Source organism: Sphaerisporangium fuscum (assembly GCF_018531465.1).
GTDB classification, from domain to species: Bacteria; Actinomycetota; Actinomycetes; order Streptosporangiales; family Streptosporangiaceae; genus Sphaerisporangium; species Sphaerisporangium fuscum.
In genome coordinates this window covers 160,892-179,000 of sequence record NZ_JAHDTF010000001.1, presented here as the reverse complement: position 1 = coordinate 179,000, position 18,109 = coordinate 160,892, and the positions used below count along the sequence as shown (strand labels likewise).

General features: G+C 70.1%; 16 protein-coding genes and 1 tRNA gene. 7 read left to right on the top strand and 10 right to left on the bottom strand.

Going from position 1 to position 18,109, the window contains the following annotated elements:
* Positions 1–584 precede the first annotated feature (584 nt).
* Positions 585–983: a response regulator transcription factor gene (locus tag KIK05_RS00785; protein WP_308249677.1), complete on the bottom strand. Its 399-nt coding sequence runs from the start codon at positions 981–983 to the stop codon at positions 585–587.
* A 1,909-nt stretch (positions 984–2,892) separates the two neighbouring features.
* On the opposite strand from KIK05_RS00785, the gene KIK05_RS48650 reads away from it, so the two are divergent.
* From KIK05_RS48650 to KIK05_RS00760, 5 genes are all read left to right on the top strand, one after another.
* Entirely contained in the window at positions 2,893–3,258 is a 366-nt protein-coding gene (locus KIK05_RS48650; RefSeq protein WP_308249676.1) for a C40 family peptidase, read from the top strand.
* Positions 3,259–3,949: 691 nt separating this feature from the next.
* Positions 3,950–4,021: transfer RNA gene (locus KIK05_RS00775), tRNA-Arg, on the top strand.
* 287 nt (positions 4,022–4,308) lie between these two features.
* Positions 4,309–4,719, top strand: coding sequence for an HIT family protein (locus KIK05_RS00770; RefSeq protein WP_214408515.1), 411 nt, complete (start codon positions 4,309–4,311; stop codon positions 4,717–4,719).
* Positions 4,720–5,134: 415 nt separating this feature from the next.
* Positions 5,135–5,890: a glycosyltransferase family 2 protein gene (locus KIK05_RS00765; RefSeq protein ID WP_214408514.1), complete on the top strand. Its 756-nt coding sequence runs from the start codon at positions 5,135–5,137 to the stop codon at positions 5,888–5,890.
* Between the two features lie 695 nt (positions 5,891–6,585).
* Positions 6,586–7,986 carry a cation:proton antiporter gene (locus KIK05_RS00760; protein ID WP_214408513.1) on the top strand — a complete coding sequence of 467 codons (1,401 nt, stop codon included), beginning with the start codon at positions 6,586–6,588 and terminating at the stop codon, positions 7,984–7,986.
* On the opposite strand, the gene KIK05_RS00755 is transcribed toward KIK05_RS00760, so the two are convergent.
* From KIK05_RS00755 to KIK05_RS00740, 4 genes are all read right to left on the bottom strand, one after another.
* Complete coding sequence (locus KIK05_RS00755; RefSeq protein WP_214408512.1) at positions 7,942–8,718, bottom strand: MauE/DoxX family redox-associated membrane protein; 777 nt, start codon at positions 8,716–8,718, stop codon at positions 7,942–7,944. The two genes, KIK05_RS00760 and KIK05_RS00755, sit on opposite strands and share 45 nt — an antisense overlap.
* A gap of 132 nt (positions 8,719–8,850) precedes the next feature.
* The gene (locus tag KIK05_RS00750) at positions 8,851–9,447 is read right to left on the bottom strand and encodes a cell wall protein (protein WP_214408511.1); all 597 of its coding nucleotides are present in this window, start codon (positions 9,445–9,447) and stop codon (positions 8,851–8,853) included.
* Positions 9,448–9,456: 9 nt separating this feature from the next.
* On the bottom strand, positions 9,457–9,906 hold the full coding sequence (locus KIK05_RS00745; protein ID WP_214408510.1) for an RlpA-like double-psi beta-barrel domain-containing protein: 450 nt from the start codon (positions 9,904–9,906) through the stop codon (positions 9,457–9,459).
* 194 nt (positions 9,907–10,100) lie between these two features.
* Entirely contained in the window at positions 10,101–10,916 is an 816-nt protein-coding gene (locus tag KIK05_RS00740) for an alpha/beta fold hydrolase (protein WP_214408509.1), read from the bottom strand.
* A 90-nt stretch (positions 10,917–11,006) separates the two neighbouring features.
* Between KIK05_RS00740 and KIK05_RS00735 the strand changes: the two genes are divergently transcribed.
* Entirely contained in the window at positions 11,007–11,441 is a 435-nt protein-coding gene (locus KIK05_RS00735) for a MarR family winged helix-turn-helix transcriptional regulator (protein WP_372455557.1), read from the top strand.
* 139 nt (positions 11,442–11,580) lie between these two features.
* On the opposite strand, the gene pgi is transcribed toward KIK05_RS00735, so the two are convergent.
* From pgi to KIK05_RS00720, 3 genes are all read right to left on the bottom strand, one after another.
* Positions 11,581–13,230, bottom strand: coding sequence for a glucose-6-phosphate isomerase (gene pgi, locus KIK05_RS00730; RefSeq protein ID WP_214408507.1), 1,650 nt, complete (start codon positions 13,228–13,230; stop codon positions 11,581–11,583).
* 160 nt (positions 13,231–13,390) lie between these two features.
* Positions 13,391–13,726, bottom strand: coding sequence for a tetratricopeptide repeat protein (locus KIK05_RS00725; RefSeq protein ID WP_214408506.1), 336 nt, complete (start codon positions 13,724–13,726; stop codon positions 13,391–13,393).
* Between the two features lies 1 nt (position 13,727).
* Complete coding sequence (locus tag KIK05_RS00720; protein WP_214408505.1) at positions 13,728–14,717, bottom strand: pirin family protein; 990 nt, start codon at positions 14,715–14,717, stop codon at positions 13,728–13,730.
* A 243-nt stretch (positions 14,718–14,960) separates the two neighbouring features.
* Here KIK05_RS00720 and KIK05_RS00715 point away from each other — a divergent pair, with 243 nt between their 5' ends.
* Complete coding sequence (locus KIK05_RS00715) at positions 14,961–15,467, top strand: methylated-DNA--[protein]-cysteine S-methyltransferase (protein WP_214408594.1); 507 nt, start codon at positions 14,961–14,963, stop codon at positions 15,465–15,467.
* Between the two features lie 12 nt (positions 15,468–15,479).
* Here KIK05_RS00715 and KIK05_RS00710 read toward each other — a convergent pair whose 3' ends face one another.
* Complete coding sequence (locus KIK05_RS00710; protein WP_214408504.1) at positions 15,480–16,877, bottom strand: hypothetical protein; 1,398 nt, start codon at positions 16,875–16,877, stop codon at positions 15,480–15,482.
* Between the two features lie 150 nt (positions 16,878–17,027).
* Positions 17,028–18,002, bottom strand: coding sequence for a ParB/RepB/Spo0J family partition protein (locus tag KIK05_RS00705; RefSeq protein ID WP_308249674.1), 975 nt, complete (start codon positions 18,000–18,002; stop codon positions 17,028–17,030).
* Positions 18,003–18,109: the final 107 nt, after the last annotated feature.

Here is an 18,109-nt window from a genome sequence, read left to right as displayed (position 1 = left end):
GTGTCCGCGGTCTCCGGCGCGGCCGTTGGTTCGTTCGAGGGTGAGTCGCGACGTTTCTGTGGCCCTGGGGGTGTTCGTGGTCTCCGGTGCAGTCGTTGGCCCACTCAACGGACGGGCCACGGCCTTTCCCGTGGCCCCTGAGGTGTCCGCGGTCTCCGGCGCGGCCGTTGGTTCGTTCGAGGGTGAGTCGCGACGTTTCTGTGGCCCTGGGGGTGTTCGTGGTCTCCGGTGCAGTCGTTGGCCCATTTGGCGGCCGGGCCAGGGCCTTTCCTGTGGCTCTCGGGTGTTCGTGGTCTGCGGTGAGGACGTCACCGTCCGCGACTCGGTTCTTGACGGGCTGCCTTCTCCCTCTTATGTGGCGTGGTGTTTTGTCGACTCGTCAGCAGCCTTGCCGCCGAGCGGAACCCCGAACACTCCTCGAACCCGAATCACGACGCGGGAACAGCGGGATCACTCACAAAGCTCGTCCGGCAGCGGGATCACCGACAAAGCTCACTCGGCTAAACGAGGGCGGAGACCCTGGCTTCATGTGTTCGACGACGTTCTTCCAGATGCGATCCTGACGGGATACGCCGTCTCCAGGATCAACTGTCGCTCGTGGCGCGAGCGGCGCGAGTGAGCTCGCGGACGACGTCGATCAGCTCGGCCGGATCGAACGGCTTCGTCAGGTAGGCGTCGACGCCGATACCGAGGCCGCGCTTCTTGTCGTCTTCCTGGGCCCGGGCTGTGATCATCATGATCTTTATGTGACTGGTGCTCTCGTCGGCGCGCAACTTGGTGGCCGTCATCCAGCCGTCCAGGCGAGGCATCATCACGTCCAGCGTGATCACGTCGGGCTGCACGGCGGCCACGCGATCAAGGCAGTCCTGCCCGTCGGTCGCCGTCTCGACCTGGAAGCCCTCCAAGCTGAGGTTCACGGCGATGAGCTGCCGAATCACCTCGTCGTCATCGACGACCAGCACGCGTCCCAGAACCTCTTCCACGGCCGCGAGGCTAACTCGCCAAATAGGATCTCGCGACCTTTTGGCAAAACTTTGTCAACGCTCGCGACTGTTCACCCCACAAGACCACCCTGAACCACCACCGCTTCCTTCCGTCGCCCCTGCCTCCCGCCCCCTTACTCTGGGACGTCCCTCGAGCTGCGTAGCGCCTCGGCCTTGCTTTCCTCGCTCTATGCCGCCCGTCGCCCTGGGCATGCCCCCCTCTGCCGGCCGCTTCCCAGCCCACCAGCACGCTGGCTTGAACACGTCGGAGAGGCCCTGGAGGGGCAGGAAGAGCAGTTGTCTGCATCAGACCGCATCCAGCGCCGGTCCGCCCCCGGATGCTGTCCACCACGGCCCCCTGCCGTCTCGTTTATCCACAGGAACGGTGGGACTGTCTCAGCCGCTCGCGCATGTCCGCAGGTCAGCGTCTGATTTCGGTTCCACCTCGTTTCCCGCGCCGCTTCGGTAGTCCACAGAGCCGCGTTCGGCTCCGTGTGGACCCGCCCGCCCGGCCGATCCTGGCACCTCGATTCTTCGTCGAGCCCAAGGGAGGGCATCCGTGATCACGATGCTCGTCACCACCGTCCTTGTCACGGGGGCGGCTCTTTCCGGAGGTTCTACGGGCGTTCCGCGCCTGCAGGCAGCTTGTTGCTCTCACATCCGCTGGCTGCCCCGCCTGGAAGCCCGCACCCCGTCGCCCGGCCGACAAGTCCTCGGCCACCCGCCCGGCCCCGAAGCCTTTGCCCAGCTGTCTGGTCTCGAAGTCTCCGCCGAGTCGTCCGGGCCCGAAGCCCCTGCGGGGCTGCTCGGCCTCGTGCAGCTCCGATCGCCACACACTCCACCAGCGGCCTGGTGGCCATTCAGCCTCGCTCAGTGGCCTGGCACCGTCGTCCCCCACTGGTCCGAAGCCACACTCAGGAGATGGCTCACCGCGATCTCCTTGACCCCGCTCGCTCAGTCGTCGCCGACCGTGCCCAGGGTGTGGCGGCGCATCGCCTCGACCTCCCGAGGGGATCTTGGGAGAGGCTCAAGAGAGGTTGGAAAGGCCCCGATGGTCTCCCTCTGCCGATACTTCATCACCGGCGATGCCCTCTTACTGACGGGTTCCGAACCCACCGAGCCCCCGACTCCCGCCCCTTCCCAGCCGCCCTCCCAGTCGGCCGGATCGCTTCATCGCCAGATCGACCCTTACGGCTCTCCTGGCGCCCGCATGTGGACCTGGCCAGCGCATCACCTCGGCCCTCGTCGATCCTCAGAGCATCGACTCGATCAGAGCCGGCCCGGCCGCCGCGGTGAGGGAGGAGGGGACGCCCTCGCCCCCACCGTCGTCCATCAACCGGCGATCCTCGACGAGGCCGCTGGCGAAGCCACCGGTGACCCCAGAGGTGGGTCCAGTCGACGTCCCAGCGAGCAATCCAGGGCTCGTTCGCGTGACGAAGCCGGAGGGGGCGGGCCATGCTCGAACTCAAAGGCCCGTTCCACATCCCGCCCCAGCACCGAGCCTCACTCCCGAGCCACCCCCCGCCCCAGCCCTCGGCCTCACTCCGTACCCGACTCCCGGCCTGCCCTCCAGACCGACTCTCGGCCCGACTCCGAGGCCTTCCCTCGCCTCGACCTGCAGACTGACCCCGTGCCCGGCTCGGGGGCTCTCTCCCGGCCCGGCTTCCGCGCTGCCCTCCAGGGTGACCTCCGATCCGGCTCGGAGGCTTTCTCCCCGCCTGGCTTCCGCTCTGGCTCCCAGGTCAGCTCCCCGCCCGGCTCTCGGTCCGGTTTCGGGGCTCGCTCCCGGTCCGGCTTGCGGCCTCTTTCCCGAACCAGCGCTCGGGCCGGCGTCCGGCCTCACTCCCGTCGAACCGGCGCTTCCTTCTCTCGATCGCGTCCCGCCAGGGCCGGATCCGTCGCCGTCGCGGTGGCGCTCCGTCAGATCGGCACGCCATACGTCTGGGGCGGAGGATCCAGGGCCGGTGCCACGGGCGGTGGCTTCGACTGCTCCGGACTGGCGCTGTACGCCTGGTCCCGAGCCGGGATCACGCTGCCGCACTACACGGGCAGCCAGTTCGCCAAGGGCACCAAGATTCCGTTCTCTCAGCTTCGCCCAGGCGATCTCGTCTTCTTCGGCGGCGGCAACGGTGACCCCACCCACGTCGGCATCTACGTCAAGGACGGCGTGATGGTCCACGCGCCCAAGACCGGCGACGTCGTACGCAAGGTCGACTTCGCCCATTCCGCCTACTACCGGGCCCGCTACAGAGGAGCGATCAGACCAAGCGCGTGAGCCTCGGCGACCCACACCGCTCCACCGCTTGGCATCCTCATGCTGTCCCACCGACCCCCCGGGGCCCCACCCCGTCCCGGCTGTCTGAGCGGCCCGGCGCGCACTCACCACCCCGAGGGCCTCGCGCCGTCCAGCTGTCTGGGCGGTCCCGCGACGTCCCAGCGCCCGGGGCCCTGCGTCGTCTGTTGTCTGGGCGGTCCCGCGATGTCCCAGCGCCCCGGGGGCTCCGTGCCGTCCGGCTGGCTGGGCGGTCCTGCGCTATCCCACCGTCCCGGGGCCCCGCGTCGTCCGGGTGTCTGGGTGACTCCGCGCGGTTCCACCGCCCCGGCGGCCCGCCCTGTCCGGCTATCTGGGCGGATCCACGCCGTCCCGCCGCTGGGCGTCCTCGCGCCGTCCCGGGGCCGGCGGCGGTCCCAAGCCGTTTCGCGAGCCGGCGGCGGTCCCGCGCCTCCCGCCGGGCGTCGGCCTCCGGCGGGACGGCCGGACGGAGGGACGGAGGAGCGGAGGGGCGGGGGACGGAGGGGCGGAGGGGCGGAGGGGCGGCGCGGGGAGACCGCCGCCAGGAGGGCTGTGGTGGCAGGACGCTTGTTCGGCGCCTGCCATCACAGGCCCTCAACCGAGACGTGATCGTCCGTCCGGGCTTTCAAGTAACAGAAGTCCTCCAGATGCTGGTAGCCTTACCACTCGTTGAGCCCCCTTAGCTCAGGGGATAGAGCACCGGCCTCCGGAGCCGGGTGCGCAGGTTCGAATCCTGCAGGGGGCACAAGATCAAGGCCGGTTCGCAATTCTGCGAGCCGGTCTTTTTCGTGTCGCCTGGTTGTTGTGAGCTTGCTGGTCCGCGGCGCCTCGTGCCGTCGGATGACGGCCCGGGGTTCCTGCGCGATCCGTGATCGAACAGGGCGGATGTGCGCGTCCTTGCCCTACACGCGTGCCTGAGGCCGCAGCTTGCCGTAATGCAGGCCCCGGCAAGCGAGCTCGAACCTCGATGTCCTGGCTCAGCGACTCTCATGCCGACTCGGCGAAAGTGCCGCAGATGCGATCATCGGTCAGGTGGACGACTGCACCTTCTGCAAGATCGCCGTTGGCCAGGCCCCAGGGCATCGTGTCCTGCACGACAAGGCAACCGTGGCGTTCCTGGACATAGCCCCGGCCGCTCCAGGACACACCCTTGTTGTCCCGCGCACCCACGCCCGCGACATCTGGGACCTGCCGGAAGAAGAACACGCCCGGGTCGCCAGGATGGTGCACCGTGTCGCCCGGCTGCTGAAAACGGCGCTGGCCCCTGACGGCCTCACCATCACCCACGCCAGCGGCGCGGCGGCCGGCCAGGACGTGTTCCACTTCCACACTCATGTCATTCCGCGCTGGTCGGGCGACGGGCTACGCCCCAAATGGGCCTCCCGGCGAGCCCCTGAGGAGGACCTCCAGGCGATCCAGGCGCGCATCCAAGCAGCACGGTGAGAAACACATCCGGGCCCTGCGCCACAGCGTCTCCCCTCACCTTCAATGAACTGTGGACTCGCCGATCAACTCAGCGCATCTGATGCGCCGCAGGTAGGTGTGCTTCCGGACCAGATCTGCTTCCAGATCTCCCGGGGGAACTGTGCGAAGGCGAGCAGTTCCTCACGGGCCAGGTCCCGGTGGTCGGCGGCCCCTTCCACCAGTGGAAACTCGCAACGCAACCCCGGGGACATCGTTGCGAGTCGTTCTGGGAGGGGGCGGTGAGGGGTTTCTACTGGTTTGTGTCACGGTATTGGGGGTTTGCGAATCTTCATCGACACGTGAAGGCCGCGCCGTTGGGCTCTCCGGGAGGTGTCATGCCGGGAGGGTGCGCGGGAGTGGTCCAGGCGACGGAGCTTGAAAGGTTGGTCGGCCGGTGCCCCTGCTTTCCATCGTCACGCCGAGTTACAAGCCGGTGCGGGAACAGCTTTTGGAGGCCTACGAATCCGTGCGTTCCCAGGAGCTGCCGGACGGCTGGGAGCTTGAATGGGTCATCCAGGAAGACGGCGACACGGGCGCGGTCCGGGATATTCTTCCGGCGGATTCCCTCGTCAACTTCGGTACGGGCCGGCGTGGCGGTGTCGCGTTGACGCGCAACCTCGCGCTCGCACGCTCGAAAGGCGAGCTGGTGAAGAATCTCGATCAGGACGACATTCTGGCGCCCGGCGTGGTCGCGAGAGATATCGAGATCCTCACGTCGGATCCACTCGTGCAGTGGACGACATCCCGTGTTCTCGACCTGCTCCCTGACGGCTCGACGGTCGGGTTCGACAGCGATCCGGCGACGGGACGGCTGGAGCCGGGAATGGTGCTCGAGCACTGGCGCGCGCACCATTACCGGTTGCCGGTGCATCCGACCACGATCTGCATCCGCCGTGATCTGGTGATGGCTCTCGGCGGGTGGATGGGCATTCCAGGGTCGGACGATACCGGCTTGCTGGTCGCGGCGAGTGTCGTCAGTTACGGCTATTTCCACGGTGAGGTGGGCTTGTTCTACCGCAAGTGGCCAGGGCAGGAGACCGCCGCCCCGGAGCACTATGCGCCAGGTGAATGGAACCTGCGGATGAGTGTCGTCGAGGAGCGCGCCGAGGCCATTCGGAAGATCTGGCCCTGCCCTCCGGTCCTTCCGTGACGGCTCCAGTTCTTGGACTTCTGCGAGGAGAACCGGGTGGGGTGGTGGGATTCAGCGCCGGCCGCCGTTCCCTTACTGCCCAGGAGGTCCGCGAGGCCGATCAGGCGGCCGGTGCCGGCGGCCTGATCAGCTTGTGCCGAGGGCGGCGTAGGTGGACAGGAGGGCGGTGATCGGGGCATTCGGGGCCGCTGACAGCGCCGGCCCGCGTGGTGACCGTCGCCTGTCACCATCGGGCCTTGGTCCGGAACAGCAACTCGCCCCAGGCACCGGAGTGACGTAGTCAGGCCGCTCGCGTACGGCGGTCGGCTTGGGGGCTGGGCGGTGGCCGGCAGGTCGGGGGCGACAGTGGGATGAGACGTCCGGCGGTCATCGAATCGTGGAGCTTGGCCTCCGCGGGGCGGTCGGCCATGGCCTTGAGGTTCGGGCTGTCGAGTTGCTTGGTGTCGGCGTGGCGGGAGGTTGGCTGGAGGAAGACGTGCCGCTTTGCTGAGTGCCTGGAGTCCGGCGTTGGCGAGCATGTGCCCGGTCCTTCTGCCGAGGTTTAACACCGGAGGCTAGCGAAACGCTGTCCTGCCCCCCGGCGGCGAGGCATCCCGGTTCACACGGTCTTCCAGTGCCGTGCGCCGATTCGACATCCGTCCGCCGGAGGATCGGAGACCGACGGACATGGAGAAGCGCTGTGGGCAAGGAGAACGATGACGCTCTCGACGGGCGCTCCGGTAGCGCCGATCGCCACGCACGACCTGCTCGTCTTCCTGCTTCAGGTGGCCCTGCTGCTCCTGCTGGCCCACGTCCTCGGCCGGCTGGCCGGAAGGCTCGGCATGCCGGCCGTCGTGGGTGAGCTGCTGGCCGGCGTCGTTCTCGGGCCCTCGCTCCTCGGGCACCTGGCGCCGGCGGTTTCGGCCTGGCTGTTCCCCGCGGCCTCCGAGCAGTTCCATCTCCTGGACGCCGTCGGGCAGGTCGGCGTGCTGCTGCTCGTCGGCCTCACCGGGATGCACGTGGACATGGGGCTGGTGCGCCGTCGTGGGCTCACCGCGGCCGGGGTCAGCGCGGGTGGCCTGTGCGTCCCGCTCGGCCTCGGCGTCGTGGCGGGGTTCCTGCTGCCGAGGACGCTGGTCCCGCACGGTACCGACGCCACGGTCTTCGCGCTGTTCCTCGGCGTGGCGATGTGCGTCAGCGCGATCCCCGTGATCGCGAAGGTGCTGATGGACATGGGGTTGCTGCACCGGAACGTCGGGCAGCTCACGCTGACCGCCGGGATGATCGACGACGCGTTCGGCTGGTTCGTCCTGTCGGTCATCTCGGCCATGGCGGGCAAGGCGGTCTCGGCCGGTACGGTGCTGACGGCCCTGGCCCACCTTGCCGTACTGGTGGCGTCCGCCCTGGTCATCGGCCGGCCGCTGGCCCGGCGGGCGCTGCGATCGGCCGCCGGGGCCACGGAGCCCGGCCCCACCGTCGCGACGGCCGCCGTACTGGTCCTGCTGGCCGCCGCCGGCGCTCACGCGCTGGGCATGGAGGCGGTCTTCGGGGCCTTCGTCGGCGGCCTGCTCGTCGGCACCTCGGGGCGGGCGGATCCCGCGAGGCTCGCGCCGCTGCGCGCGGTCGTGCTCGCCGTGCTCGCGCCGGTCTACTTCGCCATCGCCGGTCTGCGGATGGACCTGACCGCGCTCGGCCGGCCGCGGGTGCTGGTCGCGGGGATCGCGATCCTGCTCATCGCGATCGCCGGCAAGTTCATCGGGGTGTACGCCGGGGCGCGGGCGAGCCGGCTGAACGGCTGGGAGGCCCTCGCCCTCGGCGCGGGCCTCAACGCCCGCGGGGTGATCGAGGTGGTCGTCGCCATGGTGGGCCTGCGGCTGGGCATCCTCGGGGTCGAGGTGTACACGATCGTGGTGCTGGTCGCGATCGTCACCTCGCTGATGGCGCCGCCGATCCTGCGGTTCGCGGTGGCCAGGATCGAGGAGACGGCCGAGGAGGAGATCCGGGAGAGCGAGCAGCGGGGCTGGATCGGCGGGCACCTCGTCCGGCCGTTCCCCGAGGCGGGCGGCCGGGGGTCAGGCGAGTACCGTCTCGTCGACGAGCGCGGCCCGGACGGCTGACGGGTCGTCGCCGGTCAGCGGCACCGAGAACACCGCCGTACGGCCGCGGGCCGCGTAGACGACGTAACGCAGCCCGTCCTCGTCCCAGACGTCCTGCACGTCGGAGGACAGCTGTGCGGACGTCGCGCAGAAGGCGGGGCTGCGGTACAGCAGGCGCAGGGTCACTTCCAGCGGGATCTCCCGCGGGTCGGGCGCGGCGAGCGGCCTGCGCAGCCGTACGACCAGCTTCCGCAGGGGGACCAGCCAGTGGCGGTCCAGCTCGGAGGACAAGGCGAGAAGGACGGCGACCTCCGCCACGCCGAGGAGCGCCGACGGGGTGTCCAGCGAGGAGGGCCGCGCCCAGACCGCCGCGACGCTCATCGCGAGCAGCAGCGCCGCGCGGGCGAAGCCGCGCCGGTCGGCGGGGCGGGAGTGCGCGCCGAGGCAGCCGCACGAGGACGCGGGCGCGGCCACGTGCGCGTACCCGAGGTAGGCGAGGAAGCCCGTGGAGAGAAGGGCGGCCGCGGCGCCGTCCACGGGCAGGGCCGGTGGCAGCAGCAACGCCGCCGCCACCGCGAGTTCCAGCAGGCCGACCAGCCGCAACGCCGGCACCGCGCGCGCCGGCCCGACGAGGCGCGCGAGGGCCGTCCGGCCGGCCTGCCCCCGCATACGCCGGCTGAACAGTTTCATCAGTGCGGCCCAGACGAGCACGAATCCGACCACGTACGGCTGCAGGGCGGCGACCATCTGCATCTCTGTCTCTCCTAGGGAGGGAGGCCCCTCACACCCGGTCCCCTCCCCCCGTGGCGCCGCGAATGGGCGCGGTGGGGACTGTGAGGGTGCCGGCAGGGGAGCGGGTGTGAGGGGTGGGGGGTGAGGTGAGGGTCAGTGGGCGGAGAAGACGGTGGCGATGTCGATCTCGTTGGTGTCGGGGTGCCAGGCGCCGAGGATCTGGACGTGCTGGCCGACCTGGAGGAGGGAGAGGTCGGCGGAGGGGGGCGCGTCGGCGTACACGGCGACGGACTTACCGGCCACCCGGTGGCAGAGGATCTCCTTACCGTTGTGGTCGAGGTGGAGCTTCTCGCCGGTGATGTTCCGGACGTGGCCCTTGATGTTGACGATGTTCAGCCAGACCGATTCGGCGGCGAGGACGCCGTCCGGCATGCGCACGCCGCGGGCGTAGAGGCCGTCACCGGGCTTGGCCTGGTCGAAGGCGACCGGGCCGAGCTTCCAGAGGCTGGTGCCGTCCACGACGCGGATCCGGTGGAAGACCAGGTTCGACCCGAGGACGAGGAGGGTGTTGTCCTTGATCGACCGGATGCGGCCTTCGGCGAAGTTGGGGTCGGGCGTGCCGGGCGCGATGTCGGGGGCCGTGGCGGCGAAGGCCGCCTCCGGGCCGAGCGATCCGAGGGCGGTGGCGGCGACGACGCCGGCGCCGCCACCGAGGAGGGCGGACTTGAGCAGTTGCCTTCTGCTGGTCATCGATGCCTCCTACGGGACCGAGATCTCGGCCGGGCGCAGGCCGGTGGAGAGGCTGGCGATCCTGCTGTAGGCGGCAGGGGTGAGGTCGAGCAGCCGGTTGCTGGCGCAGGTGGCGCCGCAGCAGCTGCGCTCGCCGCAGAACAGGTCGGTCTGCGGTCCGCAGTCGGCGATGGAGGTGCTGACGCTGGCGCCGCTGCACAGGTTCGTCGTCTTGTGGACGAACCCGCAGGTCCTGCGGCTCAGCGAGACACCGCAGCTGTCGGGTCGAGTGATCGACAGGCAGGCGTCGGAGGTGTTGGGCCAGGCGTGCTGGAGGCTACCGGAGTTGCAGGTGCCGCAGGCTCCGTGTCCGGTGCTGCTGCACGGGCCCCATGCCGTGCCGCAGCAGAACCAGGAGACCTCTCCTTGGACGGCCGCGAGTAGGTCGGCGGGCGGGTCGGTGGGCTGGCTACGCGCCATGCGCGTCCTCCTAGGGTGGGCTCGGACGATCCCCCGTTCCGGTGGTGCACATATGAGGAAATTTCCTGACTTGGTTAATGGATAGCATGTAATTAATTTTCGTCAATGGGTTGACTGGAAGTCGGTTTTGGGAGTGGGCGTGGACCCCGGCTGGCGACCCGTCCGGGAACGCTGAGGCGTATGCCGGAACCCGGCTAGCCCAGGAGCTCGCGCAGGCGGGCGGCGTACGCCCGGGGGTGGGTCAGGTTGCCGTTGTGGCCGCCGGGGAGCTCCGCGACCTCGACGCCCAGCAGCGCCGCCAGCTCGTGTGCGCACCGGTGGTCGAAGACGTCTCGCGGGGTGGTGCGCCCGGTCGCCGGGATGACGCGGACCGGGGTGTTCTTCAGTGCCGCGACGTCCAGCGTGTCCTGGACGACGGCGGTGAAGTCGTTGCGGATGAAGAAGTCGAAGTCCGCCCGGCGCTGGTCCGTCATCGGGTGCGGGGTGAGGTCCGGCTCGGTCTCCTGGGCGCCGGGGTTGATGCCGAGCGTCTCCGCGATCTTCTTGAAGGCTCCGGCCAGCCCCTGCTCGTCGTAGAGCTCCTGCAGCTCGGCCAGTTCCCGCTCGTGGTGAATGCGCTCGGCCTCGGGGAGGAGGCGGGGGGCGACCGGCTCGTGGGCGACGAGCGTGCTGATCTGGCCGGGGTGGTCGACGGCCAGGTGCAGGCCGAGCACGGCGCCGAAGCTGCAGCCGAGCATGAGGGCCGGCTCGTCGGTGACCTCGGCCAGCAGGCGGTGGACGTCGTCGGCGTGCTCGCGGGTCGTGGCGCCGCGGGCGGGGGCGTCGAGGGTGCTCCGGTGCAGGCCCCGGCGGTCGTAGGTGACCACGGTGTAGTGGCCGACGAGCTGGTCGACGAGGTCGGCGCTGCGACCGGCGTCGCCCTCGCCGCTCTGGGAGATGAGGAGCACCGGGCCCGTGCCGCGGACCTCGTAGTGGAGGTGGGCGCCGGGGACGCGCAGCGTGCCGTTCATGAGGATCCCTTCGGTCGATCTCTTCTGGCGTCGAGCCTAAAGCATCGAGTTAGATGTATCAAGTTTGATGCATCAGAAAAGATGTATCCTATGGAGGTGAACGGAGTGGAGCTGTTCCTTCTCGGCCGCACCCTGATGAAGATCGGCGAGAGCACCATGCCGACGGAGGGCATCGGGCCGCAGACCACCAGCGTCCGCACGGTGCTCGTGGTGGTGGGCGACCTGCGGGCGCATCCCGAGACCTCGGTCGGCGAGATCGCGGCGCGTACCGGCCTGCCGCAGAGCGCCGTGTCGGGCGCCGTGGCGAGGCTGCGCGAGGCGGGCGCCGTCGTGACCGGACCGGACCCTGCCGACCGGCGCAGGACGCTGATCCGCGTGGCGCCCGAGGTCTCCGACCGGGTGGCCGCGGCCCGGGCGGCCCCCGTCGACGGCCCGCTCGCCGCCGCCCTGGACGATCCGGAGCGGCTCGGCGAGGTGAAGGCCGCTCTGGAGGTCCTCGCCCGCCACCTCCTGCACGGCCGCTAGGAGCCCGTACCTCCTGCACGGCCGCTGGGAGCCCACCTCCTGCACGGCCGCTGGGAGCCCGTACCTCCCGCAGGGCCGCTGGGCAGCAGCCGCTGGGCAGGAGCCGCCGGTGGGAGTGGCCCACCGGCGGCGGCGTGGGTCAGAACCGGCCGCGCAGGGTCCGGTAGGTGGCCACCAGCTTGGCCGTGGAGGCGTCCAGGCCGGGTACGTCGGCGCCTTCGGTGAGGGCGGGCTCGACCCGCTTGGCCAGCACCTTGCCGAGCTCGACACCCCACTGGTCGAACGAGTCGATGTTCCAGATCGCCCCCTGGACGAACACCTTGTGCTCGTACAGCGCGATCAACTGGCCGAGCACGGACGGCGACAGCTCCGAGGCCAGGATCGTGGTGGTCGGGTGGTTGCCGCGGAAGGTGCGGTGGGGCACCTGCTCCTCCGGCACGCCTTCGGCCCGCACCTCGTCGCTCGTCTTGCCGAACGCCAGCGCCTGGCCCTGGGCGAAGAGGTTGGCCATCAACAGGTCGTGCTGGGCGGCGAGTTCGGGTTCGAGCTCGGCCACCGGCTGGGCGAAGCCGATGAGGTCGGCGGGAATGACCTTTGTGCCCTGGTGGAGCAGCTGGTAGTAGGCGTGCTGGCCGTTGGTGCCGGGCGTGCCCCACACCACCGGGCCGGTCTGCCACTCCACCGGCTCGCCCTGGCGGTCGACCGACTTGCCGTTCGACTCCATGTCGAGCTGCTGGAGGTAGGCGGTGAACTTGCTCAGGTAGTGGCTGTAGGGGAGCACGGCGTGCGACTGGGCGTCGAAGAACGAGCCGTACCAGAGGCCCAGCAGCCCGAGCAGCATCGGGGCGTTCTCCTCCGGCGGGGCCGTGCGGAAGTGCTCGTCGACCAGGTGGAAGCCCTCCAGCATCTCGCGGAACCGCTCGGGGCCGATGGCGATCATGAGTGAGAGCCCGATGGCGGAGTCGTAGGAGTACCGGCCGCCCACCCAGTCCCAGAACTCGAACATGTTGGCCGTGTCGATGCCGAACTCGGCGACCTTCTCGGTGTTGGTCGACAGCGCCACGAAGTGCCTGGCCACCGCGTTCTCGACGTCTCCGAGCCCGCGAAGCAGCCAGCTGCGGGCGGAGGTGGCGTTGGTGATCGTCTCGATGGTGGTGAAGGTCTTGGACGCGACGATGAACAGCGTGGTGGCCGGGTCGAGGTCGCGCACCGCCTCGTGCAGGTCGGCCCCGTCGACGTTGGACACGAACCGGAAGGTCAGTTCGCGCGAGGTGTACGGGCGCAGCGCCTCGTACGCCATGGCGGGGCCGAGGTCGGAGCCGCCGATGCCGATGTTGACCACGGCCCTGATGGGCTGCCCGGTCGCGCCGGTCCAGCGGCCGGACCGTACGTCGTCGGCGAAGGTGGACATCTTGTCCAGCACGGCGTGCACCTTCGGCACGACGTTCTCGCCGTCGACCTCGATCACGGCGTCCCGCGGGGCGCGCAGGGCGGTGTGCAGGACCGCGCGGTTCTCCGTCAGGTTGATCTTCTCGCCCTGGAACATGGCATCCCGCAGTTCCGTGACGTTCCGGGCCCGCGCCAGATCCTGGAGCAGGCCCATGGTCTCGTCGGTGACCAGGTGCTTGGAGTAGTCGAGGTACAGGTCGCCGACCCGTGCCGTGAGCCGCTCCGCGCGCGAGGGGTCGTCGGCGAACAGCTCCCGCAGGTGGGTGGACCCGAACTTCTCACGGTGCGCGGCCAGCGCCGCCCATTCGGGCAGCCGGTTGAGGCCGGTGGTGTCAGGCATTGCTCTGCTCCTGCTTCTTCGCTACTTCGGCGTCCGAACTACGATCTTGGCACGTGAGCGGCTCGCACGTGCCTTCACAGCGAGCGTACGGCCGGGCCGGCCGGCGGCCTTCGGCGCGTCGGCCGGCCCCACCCGCTCCCCGGCGTCATCGCTGCCCGCGTCACCGGTCCTCTACCGCCGCGCCCGTCATCGCCGCGTGCAGGCGCAGGTACGGCTCGGCGTCCCGGTGCCTGCTCTGCCGCTGCAGGGTGCGGCCGAGCAGGAGGCAGGCGTACTCCTCGGTGGGCGCGCGCCGCAGGACCTCGCGCAGTTCGGCCTCGGCCCGCCCGAGCTGGGCGGAGTGGTAGTAGGAGCGGGCGAGCAGCAGCCGCGCCCCCACGTGGTCCGGGGCCTCGGCGACCACGTCGGCGAGGATCCGCGAGGCGCCGATGTAGTCCTGCGCGTCGAAGAACAGGCTGCCGCGCTCGTACTCCTCCATGAGGGTCGCGGTCGTCATGTCACTCCTCTCCCGGCATCTCGCCGTGGGCGTGCGGGACGTGCTGCGCGGGGACGACCCCGAGCCGGCCCGCCTGGTAGTCCTCCATCGCCTGGATGATCTCGGCCCTGCTGTTCATCACGAACGGCCCGTAGTGCACGACCGGCTCGCGGATGGGCTGCCCGCCCAGCAGGATCACCTCCAGGTCGGGTTCCGCCAGGGGCTGCCTGGCCGCGGCCTCCAGCGTGATCGCCCCGCCCTCGCCGAACACGGCCAGCTGTCCCTTGTGGACCGGCCGCCGGTCGACGCCGGCGCTGCCCTGTCCCGCGAGGACGTACGCCAGCGCGTTGTACCCGGGGTTCCAGGGCAAGGTCAGCCGGGCGCCGGGGGAGAGGGTCGCGTGCACCACGGTGATCGGGGTGAAGGTCGAACCCGGCCCGGTGTGCCCGGCGAGGTCGCCGGCGATCACCCGGAGCAGCGCGCCGCCGTCGTCCGACGACAGCAGAGCGGTCTCGCGGCCGCGGATGTCCTGGTAGCGGGGCGGGTTGAACTTGTTGGCGCGCGGCAGGTTGACCCAGAGCTGGATGCCGTGGAACAGCCCTCCGGAGACCACGAGGTGCTCCGGCGGCTTCTCGATGTGGAGGATGCCTCCACCGGCGGTCATCCACTGGGTGTCGCCGTCGGTGATCACGCCGCCGCCGCCGTTGGAGTCCTGGTGCTCGAAGATCCCGTCGATGATGTAGGTGACGGTCTCGAACCCGCGGTGCGGGTGCCAGGGCGTCCCCTTGGGCTCGCCGGGGGCGTACTCCACCTCGCCCATCTGGTCCATCATGATGAATGGGTCCAGCACGGACGCGGGCACTCCCGCGAAGGCCCGGCGCACCGGGAACCCCTCGCCTTCGAAGCCGCTCGGAGCGGTGGTGACCGAGCGCACCGGCCGCTGGGCGACGACGGCCGGGTCGGGTGTCGCCACGCGGGGAAGCGTCAGGGTGTTGGCGGTGATGGCCGGCATGGCTCCTCCATCTGGTTGAACTTTCAACTTCTGACGGAGCAAACATAAGGGGCGTCCGTGGCATTCCCGACCCCCGGGGGCTGCACGATAAGGTCGGATTTCCGCCAGACAGGGGTGGCGGCCTGGGACGATGCTGGAACAAGCAGGCAGCCCGGCCGGCGAGCCCGCGCCCGTGGGCATCAGGCGGGGACGCCGGCGACCGGCACACCGGCACGGGGCGCGAAAGGATCTTCTTTGACGGTCATGACATCGGCGGGACGCCGCACGCACACGGTGACGGACAGCCCCATGGGCCCGCTCACCCTCGTCGCGGTCGACGGCACCTTCGCGGGCCTCTACATGGAGCGGCAACGCCACCGGCCCCCGGAGGAGACCTTCGGCGACCCCGACGACACCCCGTTCCCCGAGGTCATCGCCCAGCTGGACGAGTACTTCGCCGGGCGGCGCACCGAGTTCGACCTGCCGATGACGCTGATCGGCACCGACTTCCAGCGCCGTGTGTGGGAGCAGCTGCGCCGCATCCCCTACGGCGAGACGATCACCTACGGTGAGCTGGCCCGCCGCCTCGGGAACCCCGCGGCGGTGCGGGCGGTCGGCCTGGCCAACGGCCGCAACCCGATCGGCATCATCGTCCCCTGCCACCGCGTCGTCGGCTCCACCGGCGACCTGACCGGCTACGGCGGCGGCATCGAGAAAAAGCGCTGGCTCCTCACCTTCGAAGGAGCCCTCACCGGGGGAACGCTGTTCTGAAGGGGCGGCGGCTCACCCCCGCCCCTTCTTCAGGACCGTGGTTCGCTTGGCGGCGCCGGGATACACGATGACGAGGAATTCCTCGCGGGCATCGCCGTCCCTCGCCATCGCCTCCTCCGCGCCGCGTTCGTGCACGCGGACCCGGTAACCCCCCCTGCCCCTGATCGCGAGGTCGGGCAGCCTGGCCGTGCCGTCGTCCTCCAGCACCAGATGGCCGGTGGTGCTGCGGTAGGGGATCTCGACGACCTTGTCCCATCCCTTGACCTCGACCGGAGGCCGCTTCCCGTACGCCTCGACTGTGACGCACACGTGCATCGCCTCGTCGGCGGTGAGGATGGCGAGCGCACCCGGCGCACTGCCCGCCAGGTGGTTGCCGAAGGCGTTCTCGAAAGCGGCCTGGTCCTCGGAGGGTCCCTCCGCCTCGTACGCGGTGAGCCCTCCCCACTCCGCCCACATCGCCGCCCGCCCCCGGACCAGCGGGCGGATCAGAGGCCGGTGCGGGGGCGACGACGCGCACCGCCGCTCGGCCGTGGTGGCGAACCGCTCCTCTTCCTGCCGGCTCTGTTCGGCCTCCTGCCGCCGGCGTCGATCCACCTCCGGGCAGAGGTAGGCCAGGGACTGCGTCAGCTCCGGCGAGTTCGGGGCGATCTCCCAGTCCTCCTGCAGCACCTCGGCCTGGAGGCCACCGCGGAGCATCACCCCGCAGAGATGGTGGCCGAACAGGATCAACTCTTGGTCGGGCGCGTGGGCGAGCGATCGGGGTAAGGCCGGCTGCAGCCTGAAGGTGCAGATGAACGCGATCTCACGCTGTTCCGGTTTCGGCTGTTGAGGTACGTACCGGGCGATCTCCCACGGCTCGCACGCCTTGGAGGACACCCGCGTGACCTTGGCGGGCGCGGCGTCCATCGTGGTCAGGACGGCCGGCACGAGGCACGCGACCAGCGCGGCGGTCGTACGGGAGAACGGCCCTCTGCGTGGCGGGCCGGCGTGGCGTACCCGCACGGCGAGGAAGATCAGGAAGGCGATGAGGAAGTTGTAGAGGTGCCAGCGAGCCGATCCGGCATCGAGGAATATGCTCCACTGGCGTCCGCAGCCGTCTGCGGCCACGGCGTCGAAGCCGGCGAGCGCGAATTCGACCGCGCCGTACAGTGCCACCTGGATCCCGGCCGCCCAGCCGAGCGCGCGGCCCCATCGCCGGAATCCCTTGCGGGCGAGCAGCCCCCACCCCGCGAACGCGACGGCCACCACCACCGGCGTCGGCACCACGTACAGGAACCAGGTGTACGACGAGAGCTCGAACTGCAGCTCCCAGCCTGGACACTCTCTCTCGCCGAAGCTTGTGAAGCCGTACGACTCGGTGTCGGCGAACAGGAAGACGACATAGGGGACGCTGGTCAGGACCAAGGCCACCGCCCACAGCGTCAGCGACGCCCGCCACCTGACCGGTAGGACCTCACGTCCGTCACGCCGCCGCATCTTCCCGCCAGCCCTGTCGAAGAAGGACACAAGATCGCTATCCCTATCGGAAGGCGGCCGTCGCTGTCGAATCGGGCGTGCGGCTCAGGCCGTGGTCTCGGCGCGGTGGCGGACGTGTTCGGCGAACTCCAGCCATTCCTCGGCCATCGCGCACGCCAGGTCGGCGATCATGTAGGCGCAGTGGGACGGCATGGTGCCGCTGAGCGACTCCCAGCCGCGGACCCCGGTCATGTGCTCGTTCAGCCAGCGCAGCAGCGTGCGCCCGGAGTCGGTGAAGCGGACAGAGGGGTCGCGCTGGAGCTGGTGCAGGATCGTCGCCGGGTCCTTCGGTCCGCCCACCCGCCCGGCGGCGGCCACCCGCCTGAGCCGGTGCTCCGCCGGCGCCTGCTCGCGGCGCTCGTCGCGGGCCCGCTGCTGCGCGGGGATCGGGTCCTCGCCGCGGAGCATGCGCTGGCGTACGTCCCGGGCCGTGCCGAGCGAGATCCCCGCCTGCTCGGCGACCTTGCGCAGCGACGCGTCCGGGCACAGGGTGAACAGCTCGCAGGCCCGCCGCCGGCCGTCCGCGCTGTTGAGCGGGCGCACGCGGCCGTCGCGCCCGACGCGGCTGTGCAGTTGCGGTATGCCCGCCGTCGCGGTGCGGCGGATCGTGTCGACGGTCTTGGCCGAAAGGCCGGTGACCGCGGCGATCGCGCGGTCCGACCACTGGGGGTGGGACGACAGGATCCGGGCCGCCGCCGCCTCGCGGTCGGCCAGGGAAAGGGGGAGGCCGTGCGCGATGTTCGACTCGACCGCCGTGACGAACGCCGCCTCCTCGTCGCCATCGAAGAACCGTACCTTGATCTTCTCCTCGCCCCTCAGCAGGGCGGCCCGCAGCCGGTGCATTCCGTCGATGACGCGCAGGGTCGGGCGGTGAACGAGAATCGGCGGCAGTTCGGCGTCCGATTCGGCGAGCAGGCGGGTGTGTTCGGGATCCTCGCCCGAAAGGCGAGGGGATTCGCCCGGGGACAATGAGCTGATCGCCATTATCGTGTAATCGTCCAGGTCGTCCGCGGGGGCCACCGGCAAAGATGTCCGCTCCGAGGCCGCGCATCCGATAGGGCAGTCGGCGTCTCGCGGCGTCGTGAATTTGTTTGCCGGCATCGACACACATCTCCCCGCTTTTGAGC